Origin of the sequence: Streptomyces spiralis (assembly GCF_014654675.1) — a bacterium.
Taxonomy (GTDB): Bacteria; Actinomycetota; Actinomycetes; order Streptomycetales; family Streptomycetaceae; genus Streptomyces; species Streptomyces spiralis.
Genome location: NZ_BNBC01000001.1, coordinates 291,684 through 317,153 on the forward strand (window position 1 = coordinate 291,684; position 25,470 = coordinate 317,153).

Consider the following 25,470-nt stretch of genomic DNA (forward strand, 5'->3'; position numbering starts at 1 on the left):
TCGTGCCCGCACCCAAGAAGACCGCCAAGCGAACCTTTCTGGTCGCTTCCGCAGCCCTGTTGTCCGTGTCGCTGACCGCGCCCGCCGCCCTGGCCGCTCCGGCCCCGAAGACGAGCCCGTCGGCCACTCCCCCGGCGAACATGTCCACGGTGGGCGGTGCCCGCCTCGGCCAGGCCGGCACACAGGTCGACCTGGCCAGTGGCGTACCGGTCCTGCCCAAGGACCTCACGGCCCGTTCCTGGATCGTCGCCGACGCCGAGTCCGGCCAGGTGCTCGCCGCGCACAACGCGCACTGGCGGCTGCCCCCGGCCAGCACCCTGAAGATGCTGTTCGCCGACACCCTGCTGCCGAAGCTCCCCGGGACGCAGGAACACAAGGTCGCCGCGAAGGACCTCGCCGGCATGGGCGCCGGTTCCAGCCTGGTCGGGATCAAGGAGAACGAGACCTACACGGTTCACGACCTGTGGCTGGGCGTCTTCCTGCGCTCGGGCAACGACGCGGTGCACGTGCTGTCCGCGATGAACGGGGGCGTCGCGCAGACCGTGACGGACATGAACGCGCACGCCCAGGAGCTCCAGGCGCTCGACACCCATGTGGTGTCCCCGGACGGCTACGACGCCCCCGGCCAGGTCTCCTCGGCGTACGACCTGACCCTGTTCGCCCGCTCCGGGCTGCAGAAGAAGGACTTCCGTGAGTACTGCTCGACGGTGCGGGCCAAGTTCCCCGGCGAGACGAAGAAGGACAAGAAGGGCAAGAAGACCCGGACCTCCTTCGAGATCCAGAACACCAACCGGCTGCTGAGCGGTGACTACGACCTCTCCGTCTACCAGGGGATAGCGGGGGTGAAGAACGGCAACACCACCAACGCGGGCGCCACCTTCACCGGCGTCGCGGAACGCGGCGGCCACGTCCTGCTGGTGACGGTGATGAACCCGGAGAAGAAGGAGCACAACGACGTCTACCGGGAGACCGCCAAGCTCTTCGACTGGGGCTTCCAGGCGGTCGGCAAGGTGCAGCCGGTGGGCGAGCTGGTGCCGCCGAAGAGCGCCGTGTCCGCGAGCGCCCAGCCGAACCCGACGGCCTCGGCCGGTCAGGCGGGCGGCGGTCAGGCCGGCGGCTCGTCGGCAAAGCCGGTGGCGAGCGCCTCGGTCAGGAGCGGCTCCAGCGGCATGGGGATCGCCCTGGGCATCGCCGGCGGAGTCGTGCTGCTGCTCGCGGCCGGCGCCTATCTGGTCAACCGCCGCTGGCCGCTGCCGGACCTGGTGCGCCGCCGTTCCCGCCCGTGAGCCGGTCCCCCGGCCCGCCCTCCCCGTCGCCGCCCACGCCCTCGCCCTCGCCGCCCGGACCCGGCTCGACGCGTGTCGCCGTCCAGGCGGCGCAGTACAGCACGAGCTTGGCGGTGAAGTTGATCCACAGCAGCAGGGCGACGGGGACGCCGAACGCGCCGTACATGCTCTTCGTCGCCACGCCCTGGATGTAGCCGCTCAGCAGCAGCTTCAGCAGTTCGAAGCCGACCGCTCCGAGCAGCGCGGCGACCAGCAGCCGGCGGCGCGGCGGTTCGACGCCGGGCAGCAGGGTGAGGACGTACAGCAGCACCAGGAAGTCGGCGGCGACGGCGACGAGGAACGCGACGACCTGCAACACGACGCTGCCCCAGCCGTGTTCTTTCAGGCCGATCTCGCGCGTGAGCCACCCGACGGCGGCCGAGGCGACCGTGGAGACGGCCAGGGTGACGAGCACCGCGCCGCCGAGACCGATGAGGATGCCCCCGTCCTTCAGCTTGTTCAGGATCGGGTTCTCCTCCGCGTCGGGCAGCTCCCAGACCGCACGCAGACAGTCGCGCATCTGACCGACCCAGCCCATACCGGTGAACAGCAGCAGGGCGCCCGCGATGACCCCGACGGTGCCCGCGTTCTGCGCCAGGGAGCTGATGTGCAGCTGCTCGCCCAGGCCGGGGAACTGCTCGGTGATCTTGTTCTCCAGCGTGCGCTGCTGCTTGGCGTTGAGCGTGGCGGCGCCGAGCGCGGCGGCCAGCGTCAGCAGCGGGAAGAGCGCGACGAAGCTGACGAACGTCATGGCGGCGGCCAGCCGTGTCCACTTCACGCGGTCCAGCCGCTCGTACGACCGCCAGGCGTGCGTGAGCATCAGCCGCGCCACCCAGGGGCCGACGACGGGGAGGTTCTTCAGCCAGTCCATGACCCGACTTGTGCCCGCTCCGGGCTGCCGTCAACACCGCGTTTCTACGACAGAACGTCCATAAGCGGACGATACAGTCGTCTGCCGTGAAGGATGCCTCCGGTCCCACCCCCCTGCTCCGTCTCTCCCCGCTCCCCGGGTCCCTGCTCGTTCTCGGCGGCACGTCCGGGATCGCGCTGGCCGTGGCGCGCCGGCTCATCGCGCGCCGCACCCGCACGGTGTGGCTGGCGGGCCGCCCCTCGCCCGCCCTGGAGGAGGCCGCCGGGCATCTGCGCTCCCTGGGCGCGGACGTGCGCACCGTCGCCTTCGACGCGCTCGATCCGGCGTCCCACGAGGAGGCGCTGGGCAAGGTGTTCGCCGAGGGCGACATCGACATGGTGCTGCTGGCCTTCGGCGTCCTCGGCGACCAGGCCTACGACGAACGCGAGCCGCTCAACGCGGTGCGGGTCGCGCAGACCAACTACACCGGAGCCGTGTCCTCGGGCCTGGTGGCCGCGCGGGAGCTGCAGAACCAGGGGCACGGCTCGCTGGTCGTGCTCTCCTCGGTCTCCGGCGAGCGGGCCCGCCGCACGGACTTCATCTACGGCTCCAGCAAGGCCGCGCTGGACACCTTCACGCAGGGTCTGGGCGACGCACTGTACGGCACGGGCGTGCACGTCATGGCCGTACGCCCCGGCTTCGTGCGGTCGGCGGCGACGGCCGGGCGGCCGGTGCCCCCGTTCGCGAGCACGCCTGAGGAGGTCGCCACCGCCGTCGAGCTGGGGCTGCGGCGGCGTTCGGAGACCGTGTGGGTGCCGGGGATCCTCCGGCCGGTGGCTGCGGTGCTGCGCCATCTGCCGCGGGCGCTGTACCGGCGGCTGCCGTTGTGAGGCGGTGCGGCCTGCCGCCTGCTACCGCGCGGGCAGCGTGCCGCTGTCCACCGGGGCCGCCTGCGGGGGCACCACCGTGGAGCCGCCGAAGACGAACTCCCGCAGCTTGCGCCAGACTCCGTCCGGCCCCTGCTCGTGCAGGGCGAAGCCGGTGCACCACCACTCGGCCTCGTAGCCGGCGAGTTCGCGGAGGGCGAGGTCCATCGCCGCGTCGTCGATGCCGTGCGCCACCGTGACGTGCGGGTGGTACGGGAACTGGAGTTCGCGTGCCACCGGTCCCGAGGCGTCGCGGACCCGTTCCTGAAGCCGGGTGCACGCCTCGGCGCCCTCGACGACCCGGACGTACACCACCGGCGACAGCGGCCGGAAGGTGTCCGTTCCGGACAGCCGCATCGCGAAGGGCCGGCCGGCCGCGGCCACCTCCGTCAGATGGGCCTCGACGGCCGCCAGCTCGGCGGTGTCCACCTCGGTCGGCGGGAGCAGGGTGACATGCGTGGGGATGCCGTGAGCCGCGGCGTCGCCGAAGCCCGCGCGCCGCTGCTGGAGCAGGCTGCCGTGGGGCTCCGGGACCGCGATCGACACGCCGATCGTTACGGTCCCCACGTCGTCTCCTGTCGTCGTGTCGGGTGAGTTGTCTGTTTCGTTCTCAGCCGTCCGGCTATCGACTGTACGTCCACGGCCGTCCCGAAGGCAGGCGCAGGCACAGTGATGTGCAGCGCTCTGCCCTTCGGGGCGTGTGTGCGGTGGTGCGCCTCAGTGCTTGGCGGGCAGGAAGCCCACCCTCTCGTACGCCCGGGAGAGGGTCTCCGCGGCGACCGTGCGCGCCTTCTCCGCGCCCTTGGCCAGGATCGAGTCAAGCGTCTCCGGGTCGTCCAGGTACTGCTGGGTCTGCTCCTTGAACGGCGTCACGAACTCGACCACGACCTCGGCGAGGTCCGTCTTGAGCGCACCGTAGCCCTTGCCCGCGTACTTCTCCTCCAGTTCGGCGACACCCGTGCCGGTGAGCGTCGAGTAGATCGTCAGGAGGTTGCTGACGCCGGGCTTGGTCTCCGGGTCGAAGCGGACGACGGTGTCGGTGTCGGTGACCGCGCTCTTGACCTTCTTCGCGGTGGCCTTCGGCTCGTCGAGCAGGTTGACCAGGCCCTTCGGCGTGGACGCCGACTTGCTCATCTTGATCGTCGGGTCCTGGAGGTCGTAGATCTTCGCCGTCTCCTTCAGGATGTACGCCGAGGGGATGGTGAAGGTCTCGCCGTAGCGTCCGTTGAAGCGCTCGGCGAGGTCGCGGGTGAGCTCGATGTGCTGCCGCTGGTCCTCGCCGACGGGCACCTCGTTGGCCTGGTAGAGCAGGATGTCGGCGACCTGGAGCACCGGGTACGTGAACAGGCCGACGGAGGTGCGCTCGGCGCCGTGCCGGGCGGACTTGTCCTTGAACTGGGTCATCCGGGACGCCTCGCCGAAGCCGGTGAGGCAGTTCATGACCCAGGCGAGCTGGGCGTGCTCGGGGACATGGCTCTGGACGAAGAGCGTGCACCGCTCCGGGTCGAGGCCCGCGGCCAGCAGCTGGGCGGCGGCGAGCCGGGTGTTGGCGCGCAGCTCGGCCGGATCCTGCGGGACCGTGATCGCGTGCAGGTCGACGACCATGTAGAACGCGTCGTGGGTCTCTTGCAGGGCCACCCACTGGCGGACGGCGCCGAGGTAGTTCCCGAGGTGGAACGAGCCTGCGGTGGGCTGGATTCCGGAGAGCACGCGAGGTCGGTCTGTGGCCATGCTCATCATTCTCTCAGGTCCGGGGCCCCGATCCGGAACTGGCCGGAAACAGACGGGATGCGATCCGTCCCCGGGGGTGTAACAAGGGGCGGGTGACCCCGGGGGTGTGACGAGGGGCGGGTGAGGGGGCGCGATGCGGCGGCTGGTCTGTGTGGCGGTGGCCACGGCGGCGGTGGTGCTGGCGGGCGGCTCAGGGGCGCGGGCGACGGACCGGGCGGCTCCCGAGGAACCCGACGTGGCAGTGGTCGTGACGGCCGGCGAGGGGCGCACCGAGGCCTGGCATTCCGGGGAGACCGGCTTCGACCGGCTGCGGTGGCTGCTGGACCCGGCGTACACGGGCACGGAGCGGGTGCCGGATGCCTGGACGCGGGGCCGGTATCCGCCGGTGCGGTTCACGGTGCTGTGGGGGCTGACCGGGGTCGGCGGCTGGCCGCAGACGAGCCGCGCGCCCGGCGGTGACGTGGCGATGCTGCGCCAGGACCAGCTGTTCGTCGCCGAGGACGGCACCCCGTGGGTGCGCACCGACCCGGCGCCGGACCTGCCGGACGACGACATCCGCTGGCACCGCGCCTCGCGCGGGGTCTACGACCGGCTGGCCGGCGACGGCTTCCTCGGGCTCGGCGAGAAGCCGGCCGCCGCGCGCGAGGGCGGGGAGCGGGACCGTGTGTGGTGGGCGGCCGCCGGGCTCGCCGCCGGGGTCGCCGGGACGCTGCTGACACGCCGCGCGGCGGCCCGGCGCAGGGCCGGACCGCCGCGTGAGGAGCCGCGTCAGGAGCTGATCGATCTGTGAGCTCCCGGATGCGTCAGCCCAGGTCGATCTCCGGGTAGAGCGGGAAGGCGGCCACGAGGTCGGTGGCGCGGTGGGAGATCTCGTCGGCGATCTTCGGGTCGAGGACGTGGGCGGCCTTGGAGGGGGCGCCGGACTTGGTGGTGCCGGGCTCGGCGCTGGTGAGGACGCGGTCGATCAGGCCGGCGACCTCGTCCATCTCCGCCGTGCCGAGGCCGCGGGTGGTGAGCGCGGGCGTGCCGACGCGGATGCCGGAGGTGTACCAGGCGCCGTTGGGGTCGGCCGGGATCGCGTTGCGGTTGGTGACGATGCCGGACTCGAGGAGGGCGGCCTCGGCCTGGCGGCCGGTGAGGCCGTAGGACGTGGCGACGTCGATCAGGTTGAGGTGGTTGTCGGTGCCGCCGGTGACAAGGGTGGCGCCGCGGCGCGTCAGGCCCTCGGCGAGGGCGCGGGAGTTGTCGACGATGCGCTGGGCGTAGTCCTGGAAGGCGGGCTGCCGGGCCTCGGCCAGGGCGACCGCCTTCGCGGCCATGACGTGCGGGAGGGGGCCGCCGAGGACCATCGGGCAGCCCCGGTCGACCTGGTCCTTGAGGGAGTCGTCGCACAGGACCATGCCGCCGCGCGGACCGCGCAGGGACTTGTGCGTGGTGGTCGTCACGATCTGGGCGTGCGGGACCGGGTCGAAGTCGCCGGTCAGGACCTTGCCCGCCACCAGGCCCGCGAAGTGGGCCATGTCGACCATGAGCGTCGCGCCGACCTCGTCGGCGATCTCGCGCATGATCCGGAAGTTCACCAGACGGGGGTACGCGGAGTAGCCGGCGACGATGATCAGCGGCTTGAACTCGCGGGCCTGGGCGCGCAGCGCGTCGTAGTCGATCAGGCCGGTGGCCGGGTCGGTGCCGTAGGAGCGCTGGTCGAACATCTTGCCGGAGATGTTGGGGCGGAAGCCGTGGGTGAGGTGGCCGCCGGCGTCCAGGGACATGCCGAGCATGCGCTGGTTGCCGAAGGCCTGGCGCAGCTCGGCCCAGTCGGCCTCGGTCAGGTCGTTGACCTGGCGGGCGCCGGCCTTCTCCAGGAAGGGGACCTCGACGCGGTCGGCGAGGACGGCCCAGAAGGCGACCAGGTTGGCGTCGATGCCGGAGTGGGGCTGGACGTAGGCGTGGCGGGCGCCGAAGAGTTCACGCGCGTGCTCGGCGGCCAGGGACTCGACGGTGTCGACGTTGCGGCAGCCGGCGTAGAAGCGGCGGCCGACGGTGCCCTCGGCGTACTTGTCGCTGAACCAGTTGCCCATCGCCAGGAGGGTGGCCGGGGAGGCGTAGTTCTCGGAGGCGATCAGCTTGAGCATCTCGCGCTGGTCGGCGACCTCCTGGCCGATGGCGTCGGCGACGCGCGGCTCGACGGCGCGGATCACGTCGAGGGCGGCGCGGAAGGCGGTGGACTCGTGGGAGAGGGGCGCAGACATCTCGGGGACCTCCGGGCGTGGCGTTCGGCGTTCGGCGTTCACGGTACGGCCCAGGCGCACGGCACACTCGCTGCTCGGGCCGCTCCCCGATGGTCGGTCCCATCTTTGGGTCCTGGCATCACCAGGACCAGACGCGCCAGTCACGGCCCGCCCCTCAGCCTACCGGGTGACCTGCCCGGGGGCTCTGCCACGTCCACCATGCGGGCCGGTCCGAGCAGGGCCGTCAGAGGATCACGTGCGGCAGGAAGCGGGCGTACTCGTCGGTGACCAGCCCGGCCGACTCCCGGATGCCGAGGCCCGCGGACTCGTCCTCGACGACCCAGGCGCCGAGAACGACGTGGTTGCCGTCGAAGGCGGGCAGCGGGGCGAGCGCCTGGTAGCAGCAGGGTTCGTCGCGTACGACGGGCTCGGTCCCCGGCTCGTGCACCGTCACTCCCTCGCCCTCGCGGCCGAGCAGCGGTTTGGCGACCCAGCCGGTGGTCGCCGCCGGCTCGCGCGGGCCGTCGAGATACGCGGGAAGCAGGTTGGGGTGGCCGGGGTACAGCTCCCAGAGGACCGCCAGCAGCGCCTTGTTGCTCAGCAGCATCTTCCAGGCGGGTTCGATCCACAGGGTGGAGCCGGTGCCGCCGCCGTTGTCGAGGGTGTCCAGGACGTGGCCGGCGAAGCGGTCGGTGGTGAGCCACTCCCAGGGGTACAGCTTGAAGATGCTACGGATGAAGCGGAGGCCGTTGTCGACGAACCGGCCGGAGAGCGGGTCCCAGCCGATCTCCTCCATGGATATCCAGTCCGTGTCGAGGCCGGCCTGTTCGGCGGTCTCCTTCAGATAGGCGACCGTCATCAGGTCCTCGCCGAGTTCGTCGGCGGCGGAGTGCGCGAAGTGCAGCGGGCTGCCCGGCGGGAGCAGGTGGGCCTGCTTCTTCCAGGCGGCGACGAGGCGTTCGTGCAGGGAGTTCCACTGGTCGGCGCCGGGGAACCGCTCCTCCATCCAGAACCACTGGGGCGAGGCGGCCTCGACCAGGGAGGTGGGGGTGTCCGCGTTGTACTCCAGGAGCTTGGCCGGGCCGGTGCCGTCGTAGCGCAGGTCGAAGCGGGCGTAGACGGAGGGGAGTTCGGCGCGCCGGTGCCAGGACTCGGCGACGGCCCGGGCGACCCGGGGGTCGGTGATGCCGAGGTCGTCGAAGCGGCCCGCGGTGACGATGTGGTCCGCGGCGGCCAGGCACATGCGGTGCAGTTCCTCGACGGTCTCCTCCAGCGCCTCCACCTCGGGCAGCGAGAAGACGTAGTACGCGCTCTCGTCCCAGTAGGGGCGCAGGGAGTCGTCGGGGTAGCGGGTGAGCGGGTAGATCAGGCCCTGTGCCTCGACGGTCTGCTGCCAGCCGGGGCGGGGCTCGACGGTGCGGCGTTCCATGCCCGGCTCAGCCGCCGGACGTGCCGTGGCCGCTGCCGAAGCCGCCGCGGTCGACCCCGCCGTGGCTGCCGCCGGACCCGCCGGAGCTCTTGTGGGGCTTGGTGAAGGAGCCGCCGTCCACCCAGCCGCTCTTCTTCTTGCCGCCGTAGTACCAGGCGCCGTCGACGGAGGTCTTCGCAGACTTGCAGTTCTTGTCGGAGACGACCTTGTAACCCTTGGAGAAGGTGTAGCTGTCGCGGTCGACGCAGCGCTTGTCCGGGTCGGAGGAGCAGGCGGTGAGCGCCGAGGCGAGCAGTCCCATCCCGCCGAGGACCACCGCGCCCGACCTGAGTTGCCGCCGGGTGTCCGCCATGTCCGTCTCCCCCGTTGTCGTCGGCTGCCGGCCGGGTGTGGCCGGCCGGATTTCCGACGGACAGCCTAGAGACAGGTGTGAGCGTCCGCTCAGGGGCCCCTGGAACGCCGCCGCTCACCTACAGTCGGGTCGTGCTCTTGGGAATGGTGTGCGCGCTCGGCGCGGCGGTGTGTTTCGGTACGGCGACGGTGCTCCAGGCGGTCGCCGCCCGGGCGGCCGCCGAGCCGGGCGGCGCGCAGGGCGGCGGCGCCGACGCGGCGCTGTTGCTGCGGGCGCTGCGGCAGTGGCGGTATCTGGCGGGTCTGGCCCTGGACGGCCTGGGCTTCCTGTTGCAGATCGCGGCCCTGCGGTCGCTGCCGATCTACGCGGTGGGCGCGGCCCTGGCCTCCAGTCTCGCGGTGACGGCGGTGTCCGCGGCCCGGCTGCTGAGAGTGCGGCTGAGCGGGACGGAGTGGGCCGCGGTCGGCGTGGTCTGCGCCGGCCTGGCGATGCTGGGCCTGGCCTCGGGGACGGAGGGCGGCCGGGACGGTTCCACGGCACTGAAGTGGTCGATGCTCGCTGCGGCGCTGGCCGTGCTGGCCCTGGGCGGGGTGGCCGGCCGTCTCCCCGAGCGCGGCCGGGCCCTGCTGCTCGGCCTGGGCGCGGGCCTCGGCTTCGGTGTGGTCGAGGTGACGGTACGGCTGATCGACTCGCTGGGCCCCGCGGCACTGTTCACCAACCCCGCCTCGTACGCCCTCGTGCTGGGCGGCGGTGCAGCGTTCCTGCTGCTCACCTCGGCGCTCCAGCGCGGCTCGGTGACGACGGCCACCGCCGGCATGGTCATCGGCGAGACGATCGGCCCCGCCGCGATCGGCGTGGTGTGGCTGGGCGACCGTACGCGGGAGGGCCTGAGCTGGCTGGCGGTGCTGGGCTTCGCGGTGGCGGTGGCCGGCGCGCTGGCACTGGCGCGGTTCGGGGAGGCACCGGCGGCGACCACGACGGACGGGACGGCGGTGGCCGGGACGGCACCGGACGGGGCGACGGCGGACGGGGCGGCAGTGGCCGGGGCGGAAGCGGCCGAGCGGGGCTGAGCGGCACGGCGCGCACGACGGAGGCCGTGTGGTGCGGGGCCGTCCTGTGTGCGTCTTCTCAGGGCAGGACCCGGCACAGCGCGTCCAGGGCGGCGGCCCAGGCGTGGTCCGGCGGGGTGCCGTAGCCGACGACCAGGGCGTCCACGGGGCTGACGGCGGCCTGCTCGTGCCGGTAGCGGGACAGGCCGTGGAGGGCGAGCCCCTGCCAGGCCGCCGCCTGGACCACGGCCGGCTCGGCGCCGGGCGGCAGCAGCAGCACGGCGTGCAGTCCGGCGGCGATACCGGTGGGGCGGACGTCGGGGGCGCGGGTGGCGAGCGCCTCGACCAGTGCGTCGCGGCGGCTCCGGAAGCGCAGCCGGGCGGAGCGTACGTGACGGTCGTAGGCGCCGGAGGCGATGAACTCCGCCAGCGTCAGCTGGTCGAGCACCCCGCAGGTGTCGGAGGACCCCTTCGCCGCCGCGGCCTCGCCGGTCAGGGACGGCGGCAGCGCCATCCAGGCCAGGCGCAGACCGGGGGCCAGGGACTTGCTCGCCGTGCCCAGATGGACCACCCGGTCGGGGTCCAGGCCCTGGAGCGCGCCCACCGGCTGGCGGTCGTAGCGGAACTCGCCGTCGTAGTCGTCCTCCAGGATCAGGCCGCCGGTGCGCCGCGCCCAGTCCGTCACGGCCGTGCGCCGGTCCGGATGCAGGGGTACGCCCATCGGGAACTGATGGGAGGGGGTGAGGAGGACCGCGCCGACGTCCGGCAACTCGTCGATGAGGGTGCCGTGTTCGTCGAGGGGCAGGGGGCGGATGCGCAGTCCCGCCCGGGTCAGGAGGTCCCAGTGCACGTCCAGGCCGTACGAGTCGACGGCGACCGTGGCAGTGCCGCGCGCCCGCAGCACCTCGCCGAGGATCCTCAGGCCGTGCGAGAAGCCCGAGCACACCAGGATGTGCTCCGGGTCGGTGCGTACGCCGCGCACCCGGGCGAGGTAGCCGGCGAGGGCGGTGCGCAGTTCGGGCCGGCCGCGCGGGTCGCCGTAGCCGAGGGCGTGGTTCGGGGCCGCGGTCAGGGCGCGGCGGGCTGCCTTGAGCCACTCCGCGCGCGGGAAGGAGGCGAGGTCGGGGGTGCCGGGGCGGAGGTCGAGGGCGGGGCGGCCGGGTGCGCGGGGCGGCTGGGCCGCGTCGGCGCGCGGGGCGGCCACCGCCCGGTCGGCGACCCGGGTGCCGGAGCCCTGGCGGGCGGTGAGCCAGCCCTCGGCGACCAGGTCGGCGTAGGCGTCGGCGACCGTGTTGCGGGCGATGCCCAGGTCGGCGGCGAGGGTGCGGGAGGAGGGCAGCCGGGTGCCGGGGGCCAGACGGCCGGAGCGGACCGCCTCGCGCAGGGCGTCGGTCAGCCCTCGGCGCACGCGCGGTCCGGCCGGTTCCAGATGCAGGTCGACGCCCAGAGTGGCCCATGTTCTCGCCATGGAAATGGACCATACTCCTGGGCTGCTTCGCGCCTAGAGTCGAAGCATGACCACGACGCGGAACACTCCTGAGACGACGAACGGGACGAACGCCGAGTACGCCCCCGAGCAGAGCCCCCGGATGCGCTGGGCCCAGCACGCCCCCGAGGTCTACAAGGCGATGATCCGGCTGGACGCGGCCGCCGGGCAGGGTCTGGAGCCGCGGCTGCGCGAGCTGGTCAAGATCCGCGCCTCGCAGATCAACCACTGCGCGCTCTGCCTGGACATGCACAGCAAGGACGCCCTCGCGGCCGGCGAGAGCGTGGAGCGGATCATCCAGCTCGGCGCCTGGGAGGAGTCCCGGCACTTCTACACCGAGCGGGAGCTCGCGGCCCTGGAGCTGACCGACGCGGTCACGGTCCTCACCGACGGCTTCGTGCCGGACGAGGTGTACGACAAGGCCGCCAAGCACTTCGACGAGGAGGAACTCGCCCAGCTGATCGCCGCGATCGCGGTGATCAACGCCTGGAACCGGTTCGGCGTGAGCACCCGTGCCGTCCCCGGCCACTACACGCCGGGGCAGTACAAGTGACGGCCCGGACCACCCACCTGGACGACTCGGTGCGCGGCGCCCTGCAATCGGCGGGCGCCGCCGCGAAGCGGGGCCTGGGCGAGCCCGCCCTGGCCGAGCTGGTGCAGGTGCGCGCCTCGCAGCTCAACCACTGCGCGTTCTGCCTCGACATGCATCTGGGCCTCGCCCGCAAGCACGGCGTGAGCGAGCGGCAGCTCGACCTCCTGGACGCCTGGGAAGAGGCCGGAGACGTCTTCAGCGAACGGGAACGGGCGGCGCTGGCCCTGACCGAGGCGGTCACCGTCCTCACCGACGGCTTCGTGCCGGACGCGGTCCACGAACAGGCCGCCAAGCACTTCGACGAGCCCCGGCTGGCCCATCTGATCGCGCTGATCAGCGTCATCAACACCTGGAACCGCCTGATGGTCAGCCGCCGGATCCCCGCCGGGAGCGCCAAGTGGTGAGCGGCGCCGAGGCATTCCGCGCGCTGCACCAGGGGCGCGCCCCGGGCGATCCCCTGGTCCTGCCCGGCCCGTGGGACGCGGCCAGTGCCCGCGTGTTCGCCGAGGCGGGGTTCCCGGCGCTCGCGACGCCCAGCCACGGGGTCGCCGCCTCTCTCGGGTACGAGGACGGGAAGACCCCGGCCGACGAGATGTTCGCGGCGGTGGCCCGGATCGCACGGGCGGTGGACGTGCCGGTGTCGGCGGACATCGAGGACGGGTACGGGCTCGCCCCGAAGGAGCTGGTGGAGCGGCTGCTGGAGGCGGGGGCCGTCGGCTGCAACCTGGAGGACTCGCGCGGGGGCACCCTGAAGGACCCGCAGGAGCACGCCGACTTCCTCGCCGAGGTCCGCTCGGTCGCGGCCGACCGGCTCTTCGTCAACGCCCGCGTCGACGTCTTCGCCCACGGCGACGGCGACCCCGAACGGGCCGTCGAGCGGGCCGCGTTGTACACGGCGGCGGGCGCGGACTGCGTGTACCCGATCCTCGCCCCGGCTGACGTACTGCCGTTGCTGCGGGCGGGGACCCAGGGCCCGCTGAACATGCTGGCCCGGCTGGACGGCACGGGGCCCTCACCCACCGAACTCGGCGAGCTCGGAGCCACGCGGATCACGTTCGGGCCGGGACTCCAGCGGCGTGCCGCACAGGCGCTCGGCGACATCGCCGCCGGTCTTCGCCGGAGCGGCTGAGAGCGGCGACGCCGCCGGTCGCCGTCCCCGCCGGGGACTCCTAGGGGGTGTCTCTCGAACATGCCGGGCTGATCCGGCCTGATCGGCGAGACGCCCCCTAGCCGCACGAACCGCCCGGTGGGCAGAAGGAGTTCAGTGCGGCGGTGAGCGGGGCGCGAATGCGGGCGGTGGGGAGGGTGGCGGGGCCGCTGACGCGGATGGCGTAGAGGGTGCCGTCGGCGGCCTGGAAGCGGTGGTCGACGACCTGGCGGGGGCCCTTGTCCGCGTCGTCGTAGCGGTAGGTCAGCTCGGCCCAGGTGGGGCCCGAGTCGCGGCCCAGGGCCTCGTAGCCGGGTTGCCGGGCGAAGCCGTAGCCGGGGTCGCTCTCGGCCAGGCCCAGGGAGGTGGCCGGGGAGTCCTCCGTGACCGCGAAGATCTGGAGCTGACGGCCGTCGGACGGGGAGTCGTAGTAGACGACCGGCGCCTTCTCGCCCTGCTTCTGCCTGCGGGTCCAGCCCTCGGGGACGTCGAGCGTGTAGCCGACGGGGTCCTGGGCGTGGCGGTAGCCGGGGGCGGGTGCGGTCGCGGGGGCGGCCGGGGGCGAGGCCGGGGCATCCTGGCCGGGATCGGTCGCCGGGGTACCGTTCCCCGAGTCCGCCGAGTCCCGCGAAGAGGGGAGCGCGGAGGACGCCGGGGGCGAGGTGGTGACGGTGACGCCGGTCGCCGGGCCGGCCGACGAGCCGGTGGAGCCGTCCCGCAGCAGGACGTACCAGACCCCCGCGCCGGCTCCCGCCCCCAGCACGGCCGCCGCGGCCACCGCCGCCAGGACGCGGCCCCCGCGGTGAGCCCCGCCCGCGGGGCCCCGCGCCGGCGCGGGCGCCGCGTACGGCGGAGGCGACGGAGGCGCCGCGGATGGCACGTACGGCGAAGGCGACGGGCCCGCCGCGGGCGGCACGTACGGCGAGGGCGGCGGTGTTTTCCAAGGGGGCGGCAGCGGGGTGCTCGTCCGGGTCTCGGCGGACGCCCACAGCGGCTCCGGAGACCGTCCCTCCGATCCTCCCCAGGCCGCCTGGCCTCTGTCCTCGCTCGGCTCGTGCGCCGGTCCCGAACCGGAGCTGTGGCCGTCCCAACCGCTCATCGTGAACCCCCCGAAGCCACCCCGCCGGGTACTGCCGTACCGCCGTACCGATTTCGACGTCATTCGCGCCATTCGACGGTAGCGGCGAAAACGGCCACGGGCCCCGTTCCGGACGAAACCGGAACGGGGCCCGTGCGGGGTCGTGACGAAGCGAGCCCTACGACGACGGCCGCTCGACTCGGATCGGCCCGGAGCGACTCAGATGAGGCCGAGGCCGCGGACCGCCTCGCGCTCCTCCTCGAGCTCCTTGACGGAGGCGTCGATGCGGGCGCGGGAGAACTCGTTGATGTCCAGGCCCTGGACGATCTCGTACTTGCCGTCCTTGGTGGTGACCGGGAAGGAGGAGATCAGGCCCTCCGGGACGCCGTAGGAGCCGTCCGACGGGATGCCCATGGAGGTCCAGTCGCCGTCCGCCGTGCCGTTGACCCAGGTGTACACGTGGTCGATGGCGGCGTTGGCGGCGGAGGCGGCCGACGAGGCGCCGCGGGCCTCGATGATGGCGGCGCCGCGCTTGGCGACGGTCGGGATGAAGTCCTCGGCCAGCCACTTCTCGTCGTTCACGACCTCGGCGGCGTTCTTGCCGGCGACGGTGGCGTGGAAGATGTCCGGGTACTGGGTGGCGGAGTGGTTGCCCCAGATGGTCAGGCGCTTGATGTCGGCGACCGTCGAGCCCGTCTTCTTGGCGAGCTGGGTCAGCGCGCGGTTGTGGTCCAGGCGGGTCATGGCGGTGAAGCGCTCGGCCGGTACGTCCGGCGCGGCGGCCTGGGCGATCAGCGCGTTGGTGTTGGCCGGGTTGCCGACGACCAGGACCTTGATGTCGTCCGCGGCGTGGTCGTTGATGGCCTTGCCCTGCGGCTTGAAGATGCCGCCGTTGGCCTCGAGGAGGTCGCCGCGCTCCATGCCCTTGGTGCGCGGGCGGGCGCCGACGAGAAGGGCGACGTTGGTGCCGTCGAACGCGACGTTCGGGTCGTCCGTGATGTCGATGCCCTGGAGGAGCGGGAACGCGCAGTCGTCCAGCTCCATGGCCGTGCCCTCGGCGGCCTTCAGGGCCGGGGTGATCTCCAGGAGGCGCAGCCTGACCGGCACGTCCGCGCCGAGCAGCTGGCCGGAGGCGATGCGGAAGAGCAGGGCGTAACCGATCTGGCCGGCCGCGCCGGTGACGGTGACGTTCACGGGAGTGCGGGTCATGGCGTTCTCCGTATGACAGCTGGCGGTCGGGGCGTCCCTGCCCCGGGGTGCAGGATCCCCGCGTCCGGTCGGTGGCCGTACGCCCGCCGCGATGATCGATCAGGGGTACGGATGATCGATCTCTTGGCGTCAAGAGAGATCCACGGTCAGGCTATCGCGCATCCGGCATGCCGGACTGCCGCCCCCCTGTGGCCCACCCCACAGACGGCATGGTGAAGATGCCGCGAAGAAGTGGCGCGCGGCACGCATGGGATACGCCGTTCGGGGCACGCGAACCTCACCCCCCACGGGAGTCCGGTTTTCCGGCAACCCCACGGCGGCCGCCTCAGTCTCTCCTCTCCCGGACGGGCGGCCGCCTTTCTTCTCTCCGCCGGTTCACGTCGTGCAGCCCGTCCGCCCCGACGCCAGCGTCACGCACGCCCTCGCCTGGGCGGCGTCCTTCACGGCCACCATCGGTGTGTACGCGATCGTGTCGCCGGGTTCGGTGACCTTGTCGGTCTCCGTGCGCGTGCCGGCCGTCACCTGTACCTGGTCGCCCTGCGCGGCCTGGGTGATACGGCCCCAGGCGGCGCCGCAGGTCTTGCTGTAGCGCACCTCGACGACGGTCGTTCCCACGGTGACGCTGCGGGCCGTGGTCACCAGCTCGCCGCTGCACCCCATGGCCTCGGCGTCCTTGCCGGTGCAGCCGGCCCCGTCGCACTTCACTCCGGGCGGCAGGGCGGCGCCTGTGCTCACGGACGGCGACGGTGACCTCCTCGCGTCCGGGGCCTTGCGCCCGTCGTCGCCGCCGGTGAAGTGGAAGACGGCGCCGATCACCACCAGCACCGCGACCATGCCCGCGAGGAACATCGTCAGCTGCCGCCCCCGCGCCCCGAACCGACTCGGCGTACCGGTCTGCGGTGGACGGGGGCCGGATCCCGGGGCCGGCGCGGCACCGGAGGCGGCGTCGGAGACGGGGGCCGCGTCCCGCGCATCCCGCGCGTCCGCGTCGGAGGCCGTCGGCTGCGGCGGCACCACCGTCGGGGACACACCTGCCGGACCCGCGACGCCGGGCGCGGCCAGCCCGGGTGCCGCCGTGGCGCTGCCGCCCGTGCGGGCGCCCGGCGTGCTCCGGGCTCCGTCGGCTCGCGCGCCCCCGCCGGACACCGCTCCGGGCCCCGTCGCACCGGACTCGCCCAGCACCGCCCGGGCCTGGGCGATCCGGATGGCCTCCATGGTCCTGTCGTGGCGCAACTCCGCGCGGCTCCAGGCCCGCTCGGCGAGCTCCCACATCGTGGTGAGATGGACCGGGTTGCTGCCGGTGACCTCGGCGAGGGCGACCACCGCCCCCTTGGGCGCCAGGAGCCGGCCGCCCAGGTAGCGCTCCCACGACGTCCTGCTGTAGCCGGTGCGGTCGGCGAGCGCGGCGACGCTCAGACCGCTGCGGTCGACCAGCCGCCGCAGCTGCCCCGCGAACTCCTTGACCTGCGGGTCGAGTTCATCGGGCAGAGCCTTCCAACGAGCCATCGCGACTCCCCCTCTTCCCCCTTGCACGGATTGCCCGCACCGGCCCGGCTGTTGGGCGACTTCTCCCCAGATCCCTAGTTTGTCACCCCAGGGCAAGAGTGCCCACGACGGCGGTGAGCACCAGGGCGACGAGCAGCACGACGGCATACAGCAGGAGGCGTCCGCCCGGCCCGGGACGCGGCCGTTCCTCCGGCCGGTCCCACCAGGGCACGGTGGGGACTTCCTCGTAGACCTCATGGGTCTCGCGGGCGTCGTGGGTGTCGTAGGTCCAGGTCTTCGCCCGGAGCTGAGCGGCCCCGTCCATGGCGCCCGTCTCCGGCACCGCGGCCGGTCTGGGCCAGACCTTGACCGCCATCTCCCAGCGCACGGTGTGCCGTTCGGCGTCCGCGCCGGTCAGGCCCGCGACCCGGCACAGGGCGGCGACCGCATGCCGCGGCGGCGGCTGGCCGGCGTTGAGGTAGCGCTGCCAGGAGGACTTGCTGTACGCGGTGCGCGCACCCAGCGCGGCCAGGCTGAGGCCGGTCCCGTCCTTGAGGAGCCGCAACTGCTCCACGAAGTGCCGTACTTCCGGCGGCAGATCGTCCGGCAGCGGCTGCCAGGCGCCCATCCCACACCTCCCGGCATCCTCGCGTCGCCCCTCGCGGAGAGTGACGAGGACGGCGGGTGGATCGGTTCCCACGCCGGGCGCGGGCACCCCTGTGGCAGAGCGCGGACACCGTAGCGGAATGGTCACTTCCGTGCCACAGCGCACGGACAGCCGTTGAACAGGCCGTTCACCATGCAGGAGTGTTGTTCCCGACGGCGGTCCGTCCTTACTCGGGGGAGAGGATGGGCCGCCGTCACCGTAGCCGTACGGGGGTAAGGACGCCGTCAGCCGTTCGTCAGCTGTTGCGGACCGTGAAATGCAGCGCGTCGTCCAGGAACGGGATCTCCACCCAGGGCTTCGGCTGGGCCGCAAGCGCCAGCAGCACGATCGCGCAGCCCAGGATCCCGTAGGTGACGATGTCCGTGAAACGGGAGCGGACGGCGAGCATGCCGACGCGGGGCAGGACCCAGCGCAGCACGGCACCGCCCAGCAGTCCGGCCCCGATCAGCAGCAGCCCGACCCGGAACGCGTCGAAGGCGGTCACCAGCAGGCCGAGCCCGACCAGGACCAGCACGGCGAGCAGCGGCCACTGCCGCGCGGGGGCCGGGGCGTCGCTCGATGCGGCACGGCCGCCGCCCTCGGGCCGTGCCGTGTCCTTCGTCAGCAGCGGGAAGCGGCGCGTGACCCGCCGCGACGGGGCCCCGGCGTCCGGCGCGCCGCCCGGATCCCGGACCTGCTCCGGTCCCTGGTCCCGGCCCGCGTCCCGCGTCTCCACTGCGTCCGGCATCTCCCGGACCTCCTGTGCGTCCCGGGCGTCCCGCGGGGCGCCGCTCGCCTCAGCCGACACTGCGCTCCGCCGCCTCGACCACGTTGACCAGCAGCTGGGCGCGCGTCATCGGGCCGACGCCGCCGGGGTTCGGGGAGAGCCAGCCGGCCACCTCGGCGACGTCCGGGTGGACATCACCGACGATCTTGCCCTCGGCGTTGCGGGAGACGCCGACGTCGAGGACGGCCGCGCCCGGCTTCACGTCCTCGGCCCGGATCAGATGGGCCGCGCCGGCCGCGGCGACGATGATGTCGGCCCGCTTGAGGTGGGCGGACAGGTCGCGCGTGCCGGTGTGGCACTGGGTGACCGTGGCGTTCTCGCTGCGCCGGGTGAGCAGCAGCGGCATCGGACGGCCGATGGTCACCCCGCGGCCGACGACCACGACCTCGGCGCCCTTGATCTCCACGCCGTAGCGCCGCAGCAGCGTCAGCACGCCGTTGGGGGTGCAGGGCAGCGGGGCCGGCTCGTTGAGGACCAGACGGCCCAGGTTCATCGGGTGCAGGCCGTCGGCGTCCTTGTCCGGGTCCATCAGTTCGAGGATGCGGTTCTCGTCGATGCCCTTGGGCAGGGGCAGTTGGACGATGTAGCCGGTGCACGCCGGGTCCTCGTTGAGCTCCCGGACGACCGCCTCGATCTCCTCCTGGGTCGCGGTGGCCGGCAGCTCGCGCTGGATGGAGGCGATGCCGACCTCGGCGCAGTCGCGGTGCTTGCCCGCGACGTACTTGCGGCTGCCGGGGTCGTCACCCACCAGGATGGTGCCGAGGCCGGGCGTGACGCCCTTCTCCTTCAGCGCCGCCACGCGGGCGGTCAGATCGGACTTGATCGCGGCTGCGGTGGCCTTGCCATCGAGAATCTGGGCGGTCATGCCACCATCCTCGCGGATGACCGCCCCACGGTTCCAATCCGGGTGCGCATGTCCCGCCCAGCCGGGTGGCCGTCGCTCCTCCTTGGCCTCTCCGCCTCCGTGATCACGAGGTTGCACTTGCACAACACCTACGAAATCCGGCTGGACAAGTAAGCAACTGGTCAAGAACGATGAGGAGCCACAGTGCCGCGGGCAGCTCATCGGGGGGACGGACCGCTTTCTGTAGAACTCTCCTCCGTGCGGTGCCGCGCGTCGTCCCCGCACGTGATCCACGGAGGAAACATCGCCATGAGCTACGGCGACCCGAACAATCCCTATGGCGCCCCGCAGCAGCCGGGTTACGGCGCCCCGCAGCAGCCCGGCCAGGCACCCGGTTACGGCTACCCGCAGGCCCCGCCCGTGCAGCAGCCGTACGGCGTCGGCGTGCCGGAGACGATGCCGGGCAACGTCAGCGCCGCCCGGGTGATGATGTGGGTGATCGTCGGCCTCCAGGTGCTCGGCGCGGCGCTGTTCGCCGTCGGCGCGGCCACGATCAACGCGGCGAAGGACGACGACAGCCTCAAGGACAGCGCCGCCTTCCAGCGGATCGCCGACTACTCGACCGGCCGGCTGTGGGCGCTCGTGGTGTTCGCGGTCGTCTGGGGCGTGCTCGCGGCCGTCCTGGCCACGAAGTTCAAGTCGGGCGGCAACGGCGTCCGGATCACCCTGATGGTCTTCGCCATCATCACCGCGGTCCTCGGCCTGTACCCGTTCACCATTGTGGGCATCGTGCACCTGGTGCTCGCCATCCTGATCGCCTGCTTCGTCGGCGGTTCCAAGGGCAAGGCCTGGTTCAACCGGCCGCGCTACTGATCGCGCTGCTGATCGCGCAATTGATCACGCTACTGATCACGCTGCTGACACCGAGCACCTGTCGGAGCTGACACCGGGTCGAAAAGCCGACGGCCTCCGGCCTCCCCTGAGGGAGGACCGGAGGCCGTCACGCGTATCGGACCGCTCAGTGGAAGAAGTGGCGCGTGCCCGTGAAGTACATCGTCACGCCCGCCTTCTTCGCGGCCTCCACGACCTGCTCGTCGCGGATGGAGCCACCCGGCTGGACGATGGCCTTCACACCCGCCGCGATGAGGATCTCCGGACCGTCGGGGAACGGGAAGAACGCGTCGGAGGCGGCGTAGGAACCGCGCGCCCGCTCCTCGCCCGCCCGCTCGACGGCCAGCTTGCAGGAGTCCACACGGTTCACCTGGCCCATGCCGACGCCGACCGAGGCGCCGTCCTTGGCGAGCAGGATCGCGTTGGACTTCACCGCCCGGCAGGCCTTCCACGCGAACGCCAGCTCGGCCAGCTCGTCGGCCGGCAGCGCCTCGCCGCTCGCCAGCGTCCAGTTGGCGGGGTCGTCGCCGTCGGCCTGAAGGCGGTCGGTGGCCTGGAGGAGGACACCGCCGTCGATCTGCTTCGCCTCCACCCGGTTGCACGGGCCGCTCGGCGTCTTCAGGATGCGGATGTTCTTCTTCCGGGTGAGGACCTCCAGCGCGCCGTCCTCGTAGTCGGGCGCGACGATGACCTCGGTGAAGATGTCGGCGACCTGCTCGGCCATCTCCTTGGTGACCGGACGGTTCACGGCGATGACACCGCCGTAGGCCGAGACCGGGTCGCAGGCGTGCGCCTTGCGGTGCGCCTCGGCGACGTCGGCGCCGACCGCGATGCCGCAGGGGTTGGCGTGCTTGATGATCGCGACGCAGGGCTCGTCGTGGTCGTACGCGGCACGGTGGGCGGCGTCCGTGTCCGTGTAGTTGTTGTACGACATCTCCTTGCCGTGCAGCTGCTCGGCGTCCGCGAGCCCGCCGCTGCCGTCGACGTACAGCGCGGCCGGCTGGTGCGGGTTCTCGCCGTAGCGCAGCGTGTTCCTGCGCTCGTAGGTGGCGCCGAGGAAGTCGGGGAACTGCGACTCGTCGGCCGGGGCGTAGGAGGACGCGAACCAGGAGGCCACGGCCACGTCGTAGGCGGCCGTGTGCTGGAAGGCCTCGGCGGCCAGCCGCTTGCGGGCGGCCAGGTCGAAGCCGCCGGCCTGGGCGGCGGCGAGGACGTCGGCGTACCGCGCGGGGCTGGTGACGACCGCCACCGACGGGTGGTTCTTGGCGGCGGCACGGACCATCGACGGGCCGCCGATGTCGATCTGCTCCACGCACTCGTCGGGCGAGGCGCCGGAGGCGACCGTCTCACGGAACGGGTAGAGGTTCACCACGACGAGGTCGAACGGCTCGACGCCCAGCTCGGCCAGCTGCCGCTGGTGGTCCTCCAGACGCAGGTCGGCGAGGATGCCCGCGTGCACCTTGGGGTGCAGGGTCTTGACCCGGCCGTCCAGGCACTCGGGGAAGCCGGTCAGCTCCTCGACCTTGGTGACGGGCACGCCGGCCGCGGCGATCCGCGCGGCGGTGGAGCCGGTGGAGACGAGTTCGACGCCGGCCTCGTGCAGCCCGCGCGCGAGCTCCTCCAGACCGGTCTTGTCGTAGACGCTGACGAGCGCGCGCCGGATGGGCCGCTTGTTGCTCTCGGCGGTCACTGGATAACTACCTTTCGTCCCTCGATGCGATAGCCGTTGCGGGCGAGAAGCCCCACGACCTCGACGAGCAGCCTTCGCTCGACTTCCTTGATGCGCTCGTGCAGCGCGCTCTCGTCGTCCTCGTCCCGGACCTCGACCACGCCCTGCGCGATGATCGGCCCGGTGTCGACGCCGTCGTCGACGAAGTGGACGGTGCAACCGGTGACCTTGGCGCCGTACGCCAACGCGTCCCGCACGCCGTGGGCCCCGGGGAAACTGGGCAGCAGGGCGGGGTGCGTGTTGACGAACCGGCCGCCGAACCGCGCGAGGAACTCCTTCCCCACGATCTTCATGAACCCGGCGGAGACGACGAGGTCGGGCTCGTGGGCGGCGACGGCCTCGGCGAGCGCCGCGTCCCACTCCTCGCGCGTGCCGTAGTCCTTGACCTTCCGCACGAAGGTCGGCACCCCGGCGCGCTCGGCGCGGGCGAGCCCCTCGATGTCGTCGCGGTCGGCGCCCACGGCGACGATCTCGGCGCCGTAGGCCTCGGCTCCGGTCTCGTCGATCGCGTCGAGGAGCGCCTGCAGATTGGTGCCGGATCCGGAGACCAGCACGACGAGGCGCTTGGCCACGGGCTTGGCGGCCACGGTGGGGCCCTTTCTCGGGGAGCTGTTTTGTACGGTCGTACGAATGCTTCGGGCCCCCGGATACGGGGAAGCCTACGAACCGGCCGACCGTCAGCAACGATACCGGCACTCCGGACGGCCCCCATGGGACGGGGGCGTGGCCGGAAGGTAGCGTCTGGGGGGACGGGGTTCGGGAACGCGAGGGCGGCATGGTGCGTTCACCAAGACAGAGCCCACGTCAGCTCACACGTCAGACCAGCCGTACTCACGCGTACGTCCGTACGTCACACAGTCACAAGGGGAAGACGCTCACTTGATGCCGGACCGCAGTCTGCGACTCCTCACGCTCCCCCCGCAGCCCAGGCAGGGAGGGGAGCGCGGCGCCGTGCTGCTGCGGGAGCGCCCCGCCTCGCCGCCGGACGCGCCCTCGGGCGGGAACAACGGTGACGGCCGGGGCGGCTCGGGCCAGGACGGCAACCCCTTCGCACCGCCGCCCGAGGGCACACCCGACCGCCCGTGGCAGCCTCGGCACCCTTCGGGCTCCGACTCCGGCGGGAACCCCTCCGGCCAGGGACAGGGCTCCGGCGAGGGAGACGCCCCCGGCGAGGGCGGCGGGTACACCCCCTGGGGCAGCCAGTGGAGCGACCGCCAGCCCGGCCGCTCCCCCGGCGGCTTCGGCGAGCGCCCGCAGCGGCCCGGCGGCGGCCCCGAGGGGCCGGGCGGCGGACGCGGCCCCGGCATGCGCTGGGACCCCACGGACCCCGCCCAGCGCCGCGCGCGCTACGCGCTGCTCAGCGGCATGTGGGCCTTCTTCTTCGTCCTCTTCGGCTGGCAGTACGTGGCCCTGCTGCTCGGCGCGCTGGCCCTGTACTGGGGCATCAGCGCGCTGCGCACCAAGCCGCGCAGGCCCGACCCCAACGCCGCACCGGTGGCGGAGAGCCGCCCCCAGACGACGGCGGCGGTCAGCGGTCTGGTCACCGCCTCCCTGGCCATCGCCCTGGTCGCCACGAACTTCGCCGCGCAGTTCGCCTACCGCGACTACTACACGTGCGTGAACGACGCCCTCACCAGCCAGGCCAAGCAGTCCTGCGACCAGCATCTGCCGCGGGAGCTGCGGGGGGTGCTGGGAGTGGGCGGCTGAGCGAAGGCGGCGCTGCTGCCTGCGGCGCCGCTTCCTTCGAGGCTGCTGCCTTCGGTGCTCTTACCGAGGGGTGGGGGTGTCGGGTGCCGGTGGTGCTTCTGCTGCTGGTGGGGCGGTGGGCGGTTCTGCCGGCGGTTCCGTCAGTGGTTCTGTCAGCGACTCTGCCGGCGGTTCCGTCAGCGGTTCTGCCGGATTTTGTGGATCGGGGCCGGTCGGTTTCTCGGAGGCGGGCGGTTTCTCGGAGGCGGGCGGTTTCTCGGGATCGGCCGGCCGGTCGGGCTCGGTCTCTGCCTCGGGGGCGGACTGGTCTGCGGGTGCGGCCGGTTGTTCGGGGGTGGGCTGTTCCTCCGGTGTGGTCGGCTCCGTGGCGTCCGGTCCCGGTGTCGTCGGTGTCGCCGCCGCCTGTCTGAGGGCCTCCCAGCGAGCCCGGCGGGCGGCTTCGTCGTCCTGCCAGGCGGCCGGCTCGGAGTCCGGCGGGTCGAGGGGCAGTACGTCGTACGGCTCCAGGGCGGGGTCGTAGCCCTGGGTCAGGTGTGCGCCGGTGTCCGGCACCCGGGTCGCCTGGGCTCCGCCGTCCCGGGGTCGGCCGATCCGCCGCTCGGTTCCGTCGGGCGCTGGCGCCCGGCCGCCGCCCCAGTAGCGCCAGGCCCGTAACACCAGCGCCGTCGGTACGGCCGCGGTCGTGGTCCACAGCAGCGCGGCACCGGCGACCTGCCATCCCACCGGCCCGAACCGGGAGAGCCCGGAGTCCCCGAGCGTGCCGCCCGCCAACTCCGCGAAAAACCCCAGCCCGATCGCGCACAACAGGCAGCCCAGACCCGCTCCGGCGACGGTCCGCCGCCAGGACCACGCCCGCTTCGGACCGGTCACGTTCCCGTCGGCGTCCCGTCCGTCGCGTACCGCGCTTCCCGCGACGAACCAGCCGATGGTCAGCCCGGCCGCCACCGGTACGGCGGCGGCCGCCCAGTTCAGGGTGGTGCCGGGGCCCGCGTCCGGTACCGCCGCGAGCAGCGGGAAGGGCGGCAGCATCGGTCCCGGATCGGAGGCGAAGGGGTCGACGACATGGCCGGCGCCGAGCAGGAAGCCGGGCCCGAGGGCGTACGCCACCGCCCACACGACCGCGTTCGGCAGCAGCGCCAGGCACAGCAGCAGCACCGCGAACCGTCCCGACCAGCCCTCCGTCAGCCGCAGGAACGCCCCCTGTGCGGCCCCGGAATGCCCCACCAGCGACACCCCGAGGACGAGCGCGCCGCCCCCGACGAACACCACCGCCCCGGCCCCCGCCGCCCGTGCCGAGGCGCCGAGGCGCGCCCGTGGCCCCGGCCCGAGCAGCAGACGCCGTACGCCGGGCGACAGCGGGCCCAGCACCCGTTCCAGGGGCGCGCGCGGACAGCCGTACGCCGCCCAGACCCCGGTGCCCGCCGCCACCGCGGCGACCAGCGGTACCCACATGACCGTCCACACCCAGGAGGGGCGCAGCGCGCCGCCCGCCGCGTACACGGTCGCGGCGCCGGCGACGCCGAGGTAGCCGACGACGACGCCCATCCAGGCGGTGCGCGGGGGGACGAGCGGGCCGCCGTCGCCGCCGTCGGTCGCGTCGCGCGCCGCGCGGTGCACCAGCAGCGCGGGCAGGGCGAGCAGCAGCAGCGGGGTCACCCCCAGGGGTGCGGGCGCCCCGGTGAGCGTGTTGGTGCGGACCAGTTCGGCTCCGTGCGCCAGCAGCCACAGCGCGGCGGCGACGTGCAGCGCGCCGCCCGGTCCGCTGTCGGGGTACGGCGAGCTGATCCACAGGGCGATGACGAGCACGGCGAACGAGCCGAGCCCGAGGCCCGCCGCGACCACACCGCCCACGAAGCCGGCGCCGAGTCCGGGTGAGCGGTCCCGTACGCGGGTGCGCAGGTGCGGCAGGGGCGGACGTCGATGGGTCGTCTGGATCACGCCCGCCATGCTCCCAACGTCACACGCGTTCCCGGCGTAAC

The 25,470-nt window shown here is 72.9% G+C and carries 25 protein-coding genes and 1 riboswitch; of the genes, 9 read left to right on the top strand and 16 right to left on the bottom strand.

Annotated features, from left to right (window positions below; all coding sequences use genetic code 11):
* The first annotated feature begins 2 nt into the window (after nt 1-2).
* The gene (locus tag IE318_RS01345) at nt 3-1,286 is read left to right on the top strand and encodes a D-alanyl-D-alanine carboxypeptidase family protein (RefSeq protein WP_373311033.1); all 1,284 of its coding nucleotides are present in this window, start codon (nt 3-5) and stop codon (nt 1,284-1,286) included.
* Here the strand turns inward: IE318_RS01345 and IE318_RS01350 are convergent.
* Entirely contained in the window at nt 1,234-2,196 is a 963-nt protein-coding gene (locus IE318_RS01350) for a YhjD/YihY/BrkB family envelope integrity protein (RefSeq protein ID WP_189895646.1), read from the bottom strand. The genes IE318_RS01345 and IE318_RS01350 overlap by 53 nt on opposite strands.
* Before the next feature lie 86 nt (nt 2,197-2,282).
* Here IE318_RS01350 and dprE2 point away from each other — a divergent pair, with 86 nt between their 5' ends.
* Entirely contained in the window at nt 2,283-3,065 is a 783-nt protein-coding gene (gene dprE2, locus IE318_RS01355; RefSeq protein ID WP_373311034.1) for a decaprenylphospho-beta-D-erythro-pentofuranosid-2-ulose 2-reductase, read from the top strand.
* A gap of 21 nt (nt 3,066-3,086) precedes the next feature.
* Here dprE2 and IE318_RS01360 read toward each other — a convergent pair whose 3' ends face one another.
* Nucleotides 3,087-3,668, bottom strand: coding sequence for a 2'-5' RNA ligase family protein (locus IE318_RS01360; RefSeq protein WP_030165464.1), 582 nt, complete (start codon nt 3,666-3,668; stop codon nt 3,087-3,089).
* A gap of 150 nt (nt 3,669-3,818) precedes the next feature.
* The gene (gene trpS / locus IE318_RS01365; protein ID WP_030165460.1) at nt 3,819-4,832 is read right to left on the bottom strand and encodes a tryptophan--tRNA ligase; all 1,014 of its coding nucleotides are present in this window, start codon (nt 4,830-4,832) and stop codon (nt 3,819-3,821) included.
* A 133-nt stretch (nt 4,833-4,965) separates the two neighbouring features.
* On the opposite strand from trpS, the gene IE318_RS01370 reads away from it, so the two are divergent.
* Complete coding sequence (locus tag IE318_RS01370; RefSeq protein ID WP_229903269.1) at nt 4,966-5,622, top strand: hypothetical protein; 657 nt, start codon at nt 4,966-4,968, stop codon at nt 5,620-5,622.
* Between the two features lie 13 nt (nt 5,623-5,635).
* On the opposite strand, the gene IE318_RS01375 is transcribed toward IE318_RS01370, so the two are convergent.
* The 3 genes from IE318_RS01375 to IE318_RS01385 all read right to left on the bottom strand — a co-directional run bounded on the left by IE318_RS01375 (nt 5,636) and on the right by IE318_RS01385 (nt 8,841).
* A complete protein-coding gene (locus IE318_RS01375; protein ID WP_030165454.1) occupies nt 5,636-7,081 on the bottom strand; it encodes a glycine hydroxymethyltransferase in 1,446 nt (481 codons plus the stop codon).
* A gap of 41 nt (nt 7,082-7,122) precedes the next feature.
* Nucleotides 7,123-7,235, bottom strand: a riboswitch (ZMP/ZTP riboswitch).
* A gap of 69 nt (nt 7,236-7,304) precedes the next feature.
* Nucleotides 7,305-8,489 (bottom strand): glutathionylspermidine synthase family protein, encoded by a 1,185-nt coding sequence (locus IE318_RS01380; protein WP_189895647.1) that lies wholly within the window; start codon nt 8,487-8,489, stop codon nt 7,305-7,307.
* A 7-nt stretch (nt 8,490-8,496) separates the two neighbouring features.
* The gene (locus tag IE318_RS01385; RefSeq protein ID WP_189895648.1) at nt 8,497-8,841 is read right to left on the bottom strand and encodes a hypothetical protein; all 345 of its coding nucleotides are present in this window, start codon (nt 8,839-8,841) and stop codon (nt 8,497-8,499) included.
* 143 nt (nt 8,842-8,984) lie between these two features.
* On the opposite strand from IE318_RS01385, the gene IE318_RS01390 reads away from it, so the two are divergent.
* Nucleotides 8,985-9,911, top strand: a complete 927-nt coding sequence (locus tag IE318_RS01390; RefSeq protein WP_229903295.1) for a hypothetical protein — start codon at nt 8,985-8,987, stop codon at nt 9,909-9,911.
* A gap of 58 nt (nt 9,912-9,969) precedes the next feature.
* Here the strand turns inward: IE318_RS01390 and pdxR are convergent, their stop codons facing one another.
* Nucleotides 9,970-11,358 (bottom strand): MocR-like pyridoxine biosynthesis transcription factor PdxR, encoded by a 1,389-nt coding sequence (gene pdxR, locus IE318_RS01395; protein ID WP_189895650.1) that lies wholly within the window; start codon nt 11,356-11,358, stop codon nt 9,970-9,972.
* A 46-nt stretch (nt 11,359-11,404) separates the two neighbouring features.
* Between pdxR and IE318_RS01400 the strand changes: the two genes are divergently transcribed.
* Genes IE318_RS01400 through IE318_RS01410 form a run of 3 tightly spaced genes read left to right on the top strand, consistent with a single transcriptional unit; the run spans nt 11,405 to nt 13,097 of the window.
* Nucleotides 11,405-11,929 (top strand): carboxymuconolactone decarboxylase family protein, encoded by a 525-nt coding sequence (locus tag IE318_RS01400; protein WP_189895651.1) that lies wholly within the window; start codon nt 11,405-11,407, stop codon nt 11,927-11,929.
* On the top strand, nt 11,926-12,372 hold the full coding sequence (locus tag IE318_RS01405; protein WP_189895652.1) for a carboxymuconolactone decarboxylase family protein: 447 nt from the start codon (nt 11,926-11,928) through the stop codon (nt 12,370-12,372). Before IE318_RS01400 ends, IE318_RS01405 begins: the two co-directional genes overlap by 4 nt.
* Entirely contained in the window at nt 12,369-13,097 is a 729-nt protein-coding gene (locus IE318_RS01410; protein ID WP_189895653.1) for an isocitrate lyase/PEP mutase family protein, read from the top strand. The genes IE318_RS01405 and IE318_RS01410 overlap by 4 nt, the downstream gene beginning before the upstream one ends.
* 97 nt (nt 13,098-13,194) lie before the next feature.
* On the opposite strand, the gene IE318_RS01415 is transcribed toward IE318_RS01410, so the two are convergent.
* The 6 genes from IE318_RS01415 to IE318_RS01440 all read right to left on the bottom strand — a co-directional run bounded on the left by IE318_RS01415 (nt 13,195) and on the right by IE318_RS01440 (nt 19,185).
* Complete coding sequence (locus IE318_RS01415) at nt 13,195-13,893, bottom strand: serine/threonine kinase C-terminal domain-containing protein (RefSeq protein ID WP_229903270.1); 699 nt, start codon at nt 13,891-13,893, stop codon at nt 13,195-13,197.
* A 519-nt stretch (nt 13,894-14,412) separates the two neighbouring features.
* On the bottom strand, nt 14,413-15,402 hold the full coding sequence (locus tag IE318_RS01420; RefSeq protein ID WP_030165425.1) for a malate dehydrogenase: 990 nt from the start codon (nt 15,400-15,402) through the stop codon (nt 14,413-14,415).
* 375 nt (nt 15,403-15,777) lie between these two features.
* Nucleotides 15,778-16,908 (bottom strand): helix-turn-helix domain-containing protein, encoded by a 1,131-nt coding sequence (locus tag IE318_RS01425; RefSeq protein WP_189895655.1) that lies wholly within the window; start codon nt 16,906-16,908, stop codon nt 15,778-15,780.
* A gap of 82 nt (nt 16,909-16,990) precedes the next feature.
* Nucleotides 16,991-17,515, bottom strand: coding sequence for a helix-turn-helix domain-containing protein (locus IE318_RS01430; RefSeq protein WP_189895656.1), 525 nt, complete (start codon nt 17,513-17,515; stop codon nt 16,991-16,993).
* Between the two features lie 274 nt (nt 17,516-17,789).
* Nucleotides 17,790-18,281, bottom strand: coding sequence for a DUF3017 domain-containing protein (locus IE318_RS01435; protein ID WP_189895657.1), 492 nt, complete (start codon nt 18,279-18,281; stop codon nt 17,790-17,792).
* Between the two features lie 49 nt (nt 18,282-18,330).
* Complete coding sequence (locus IE318_RS01440; RefSeq protein ID WP_030165413.1) at nt 18,331-19,185, bottom strand: bifunctional methylenetetrahydrofolate dehydrogenase/methenyltetrahydrofolate cyclohydrolase; 855 nt, start codon at nt 19,183-19,185, stop codon at nt 18,331-18,333.
* A 288-nt stretch (nt 19,186-19,473) separates the two neighbouring features.
* On the opposite strand from IE318_RS01440, the gene IE318_RS01445 reads away from it, so the two are divergent.
* Nucleotides 19,474-20,037, top strand: a complete 564-nt coding sequence (locus IE318_RS01445; RefSeq protein WP_189895658.1) for a hypothetical protein — start codon at nt 19,474-19,476, stop codon at nt 20,035-20,037.
* A 145-nt stretch (nt 20,038-20,182) separates the two neighbouring features.
* Here IE318_RS01445 and purH read toward each other — a convergent pair whose 3' ends face one another.
* Nucleotides 20,183-21,745 (bottom strand): bifunctional phosphoribosylaminoimidazolecarboxamide formyltransferase/IMP cyclohydrolase, encoded by a 1,563-nt coding sequence (gene purH / locus IE318_RS01450; protein WP_189895659.1) that lies wholly within the window; start codon nt 21,743-21,745, stop codon nt 20,183-20,185.
* Nucleotides 21,742-22,371 (bottom strand): phosphoribosylglycinamide formyltransferase, encoded by a 630-nt coding sequence (gene purN, locus IE318_RS01455; RefSeq protein ID WP_030165404.1) that lies wholly within the window; start codon nt 22,369-22,371, stop codon nt 21,742-21,744. The genes purH and purN overlap by 4 nt, the downstream gene beginning before the upstream one ends.
* A 295-nt stretch (nt 22,372-22,666) precedes the next feature.
* Between purN and IE318_RS01460 the strand changes: the two genes are divergently transcribed.
* Nucleotides 22,667-23,491: a hypothetical protein gene (locus tag IE318_RS01460; RefSeq protein WP_189895660.1), complete on the top strand. Its 825-nt coding sequence runs from the start codon at nt 22,667-22,669 to the stop codon at nt 23,489-23,491.
* A gap of 60 nt (nt 23,492-23,551) precedes the next feature.
* Here the strand turns inward: IE318_RS01460 and IE318_RS01465 are convergent, their stop codons facing one another.
* Nucleotides 23,552-25,429 carry a cell division protein PerM gene (locus IE318_RS01465; protein ID WP_373311036.1) on the bottom strand — a complete coding sequence of 626 codons (1,878 nt, stop codon included), beginning with the start codon at nt 25,427-25,429 and terminating at the stop codon, nt 23,552-23,554.
* Nucleotides 25,430-25,470 lie beyond the last annotated feature (41 nt).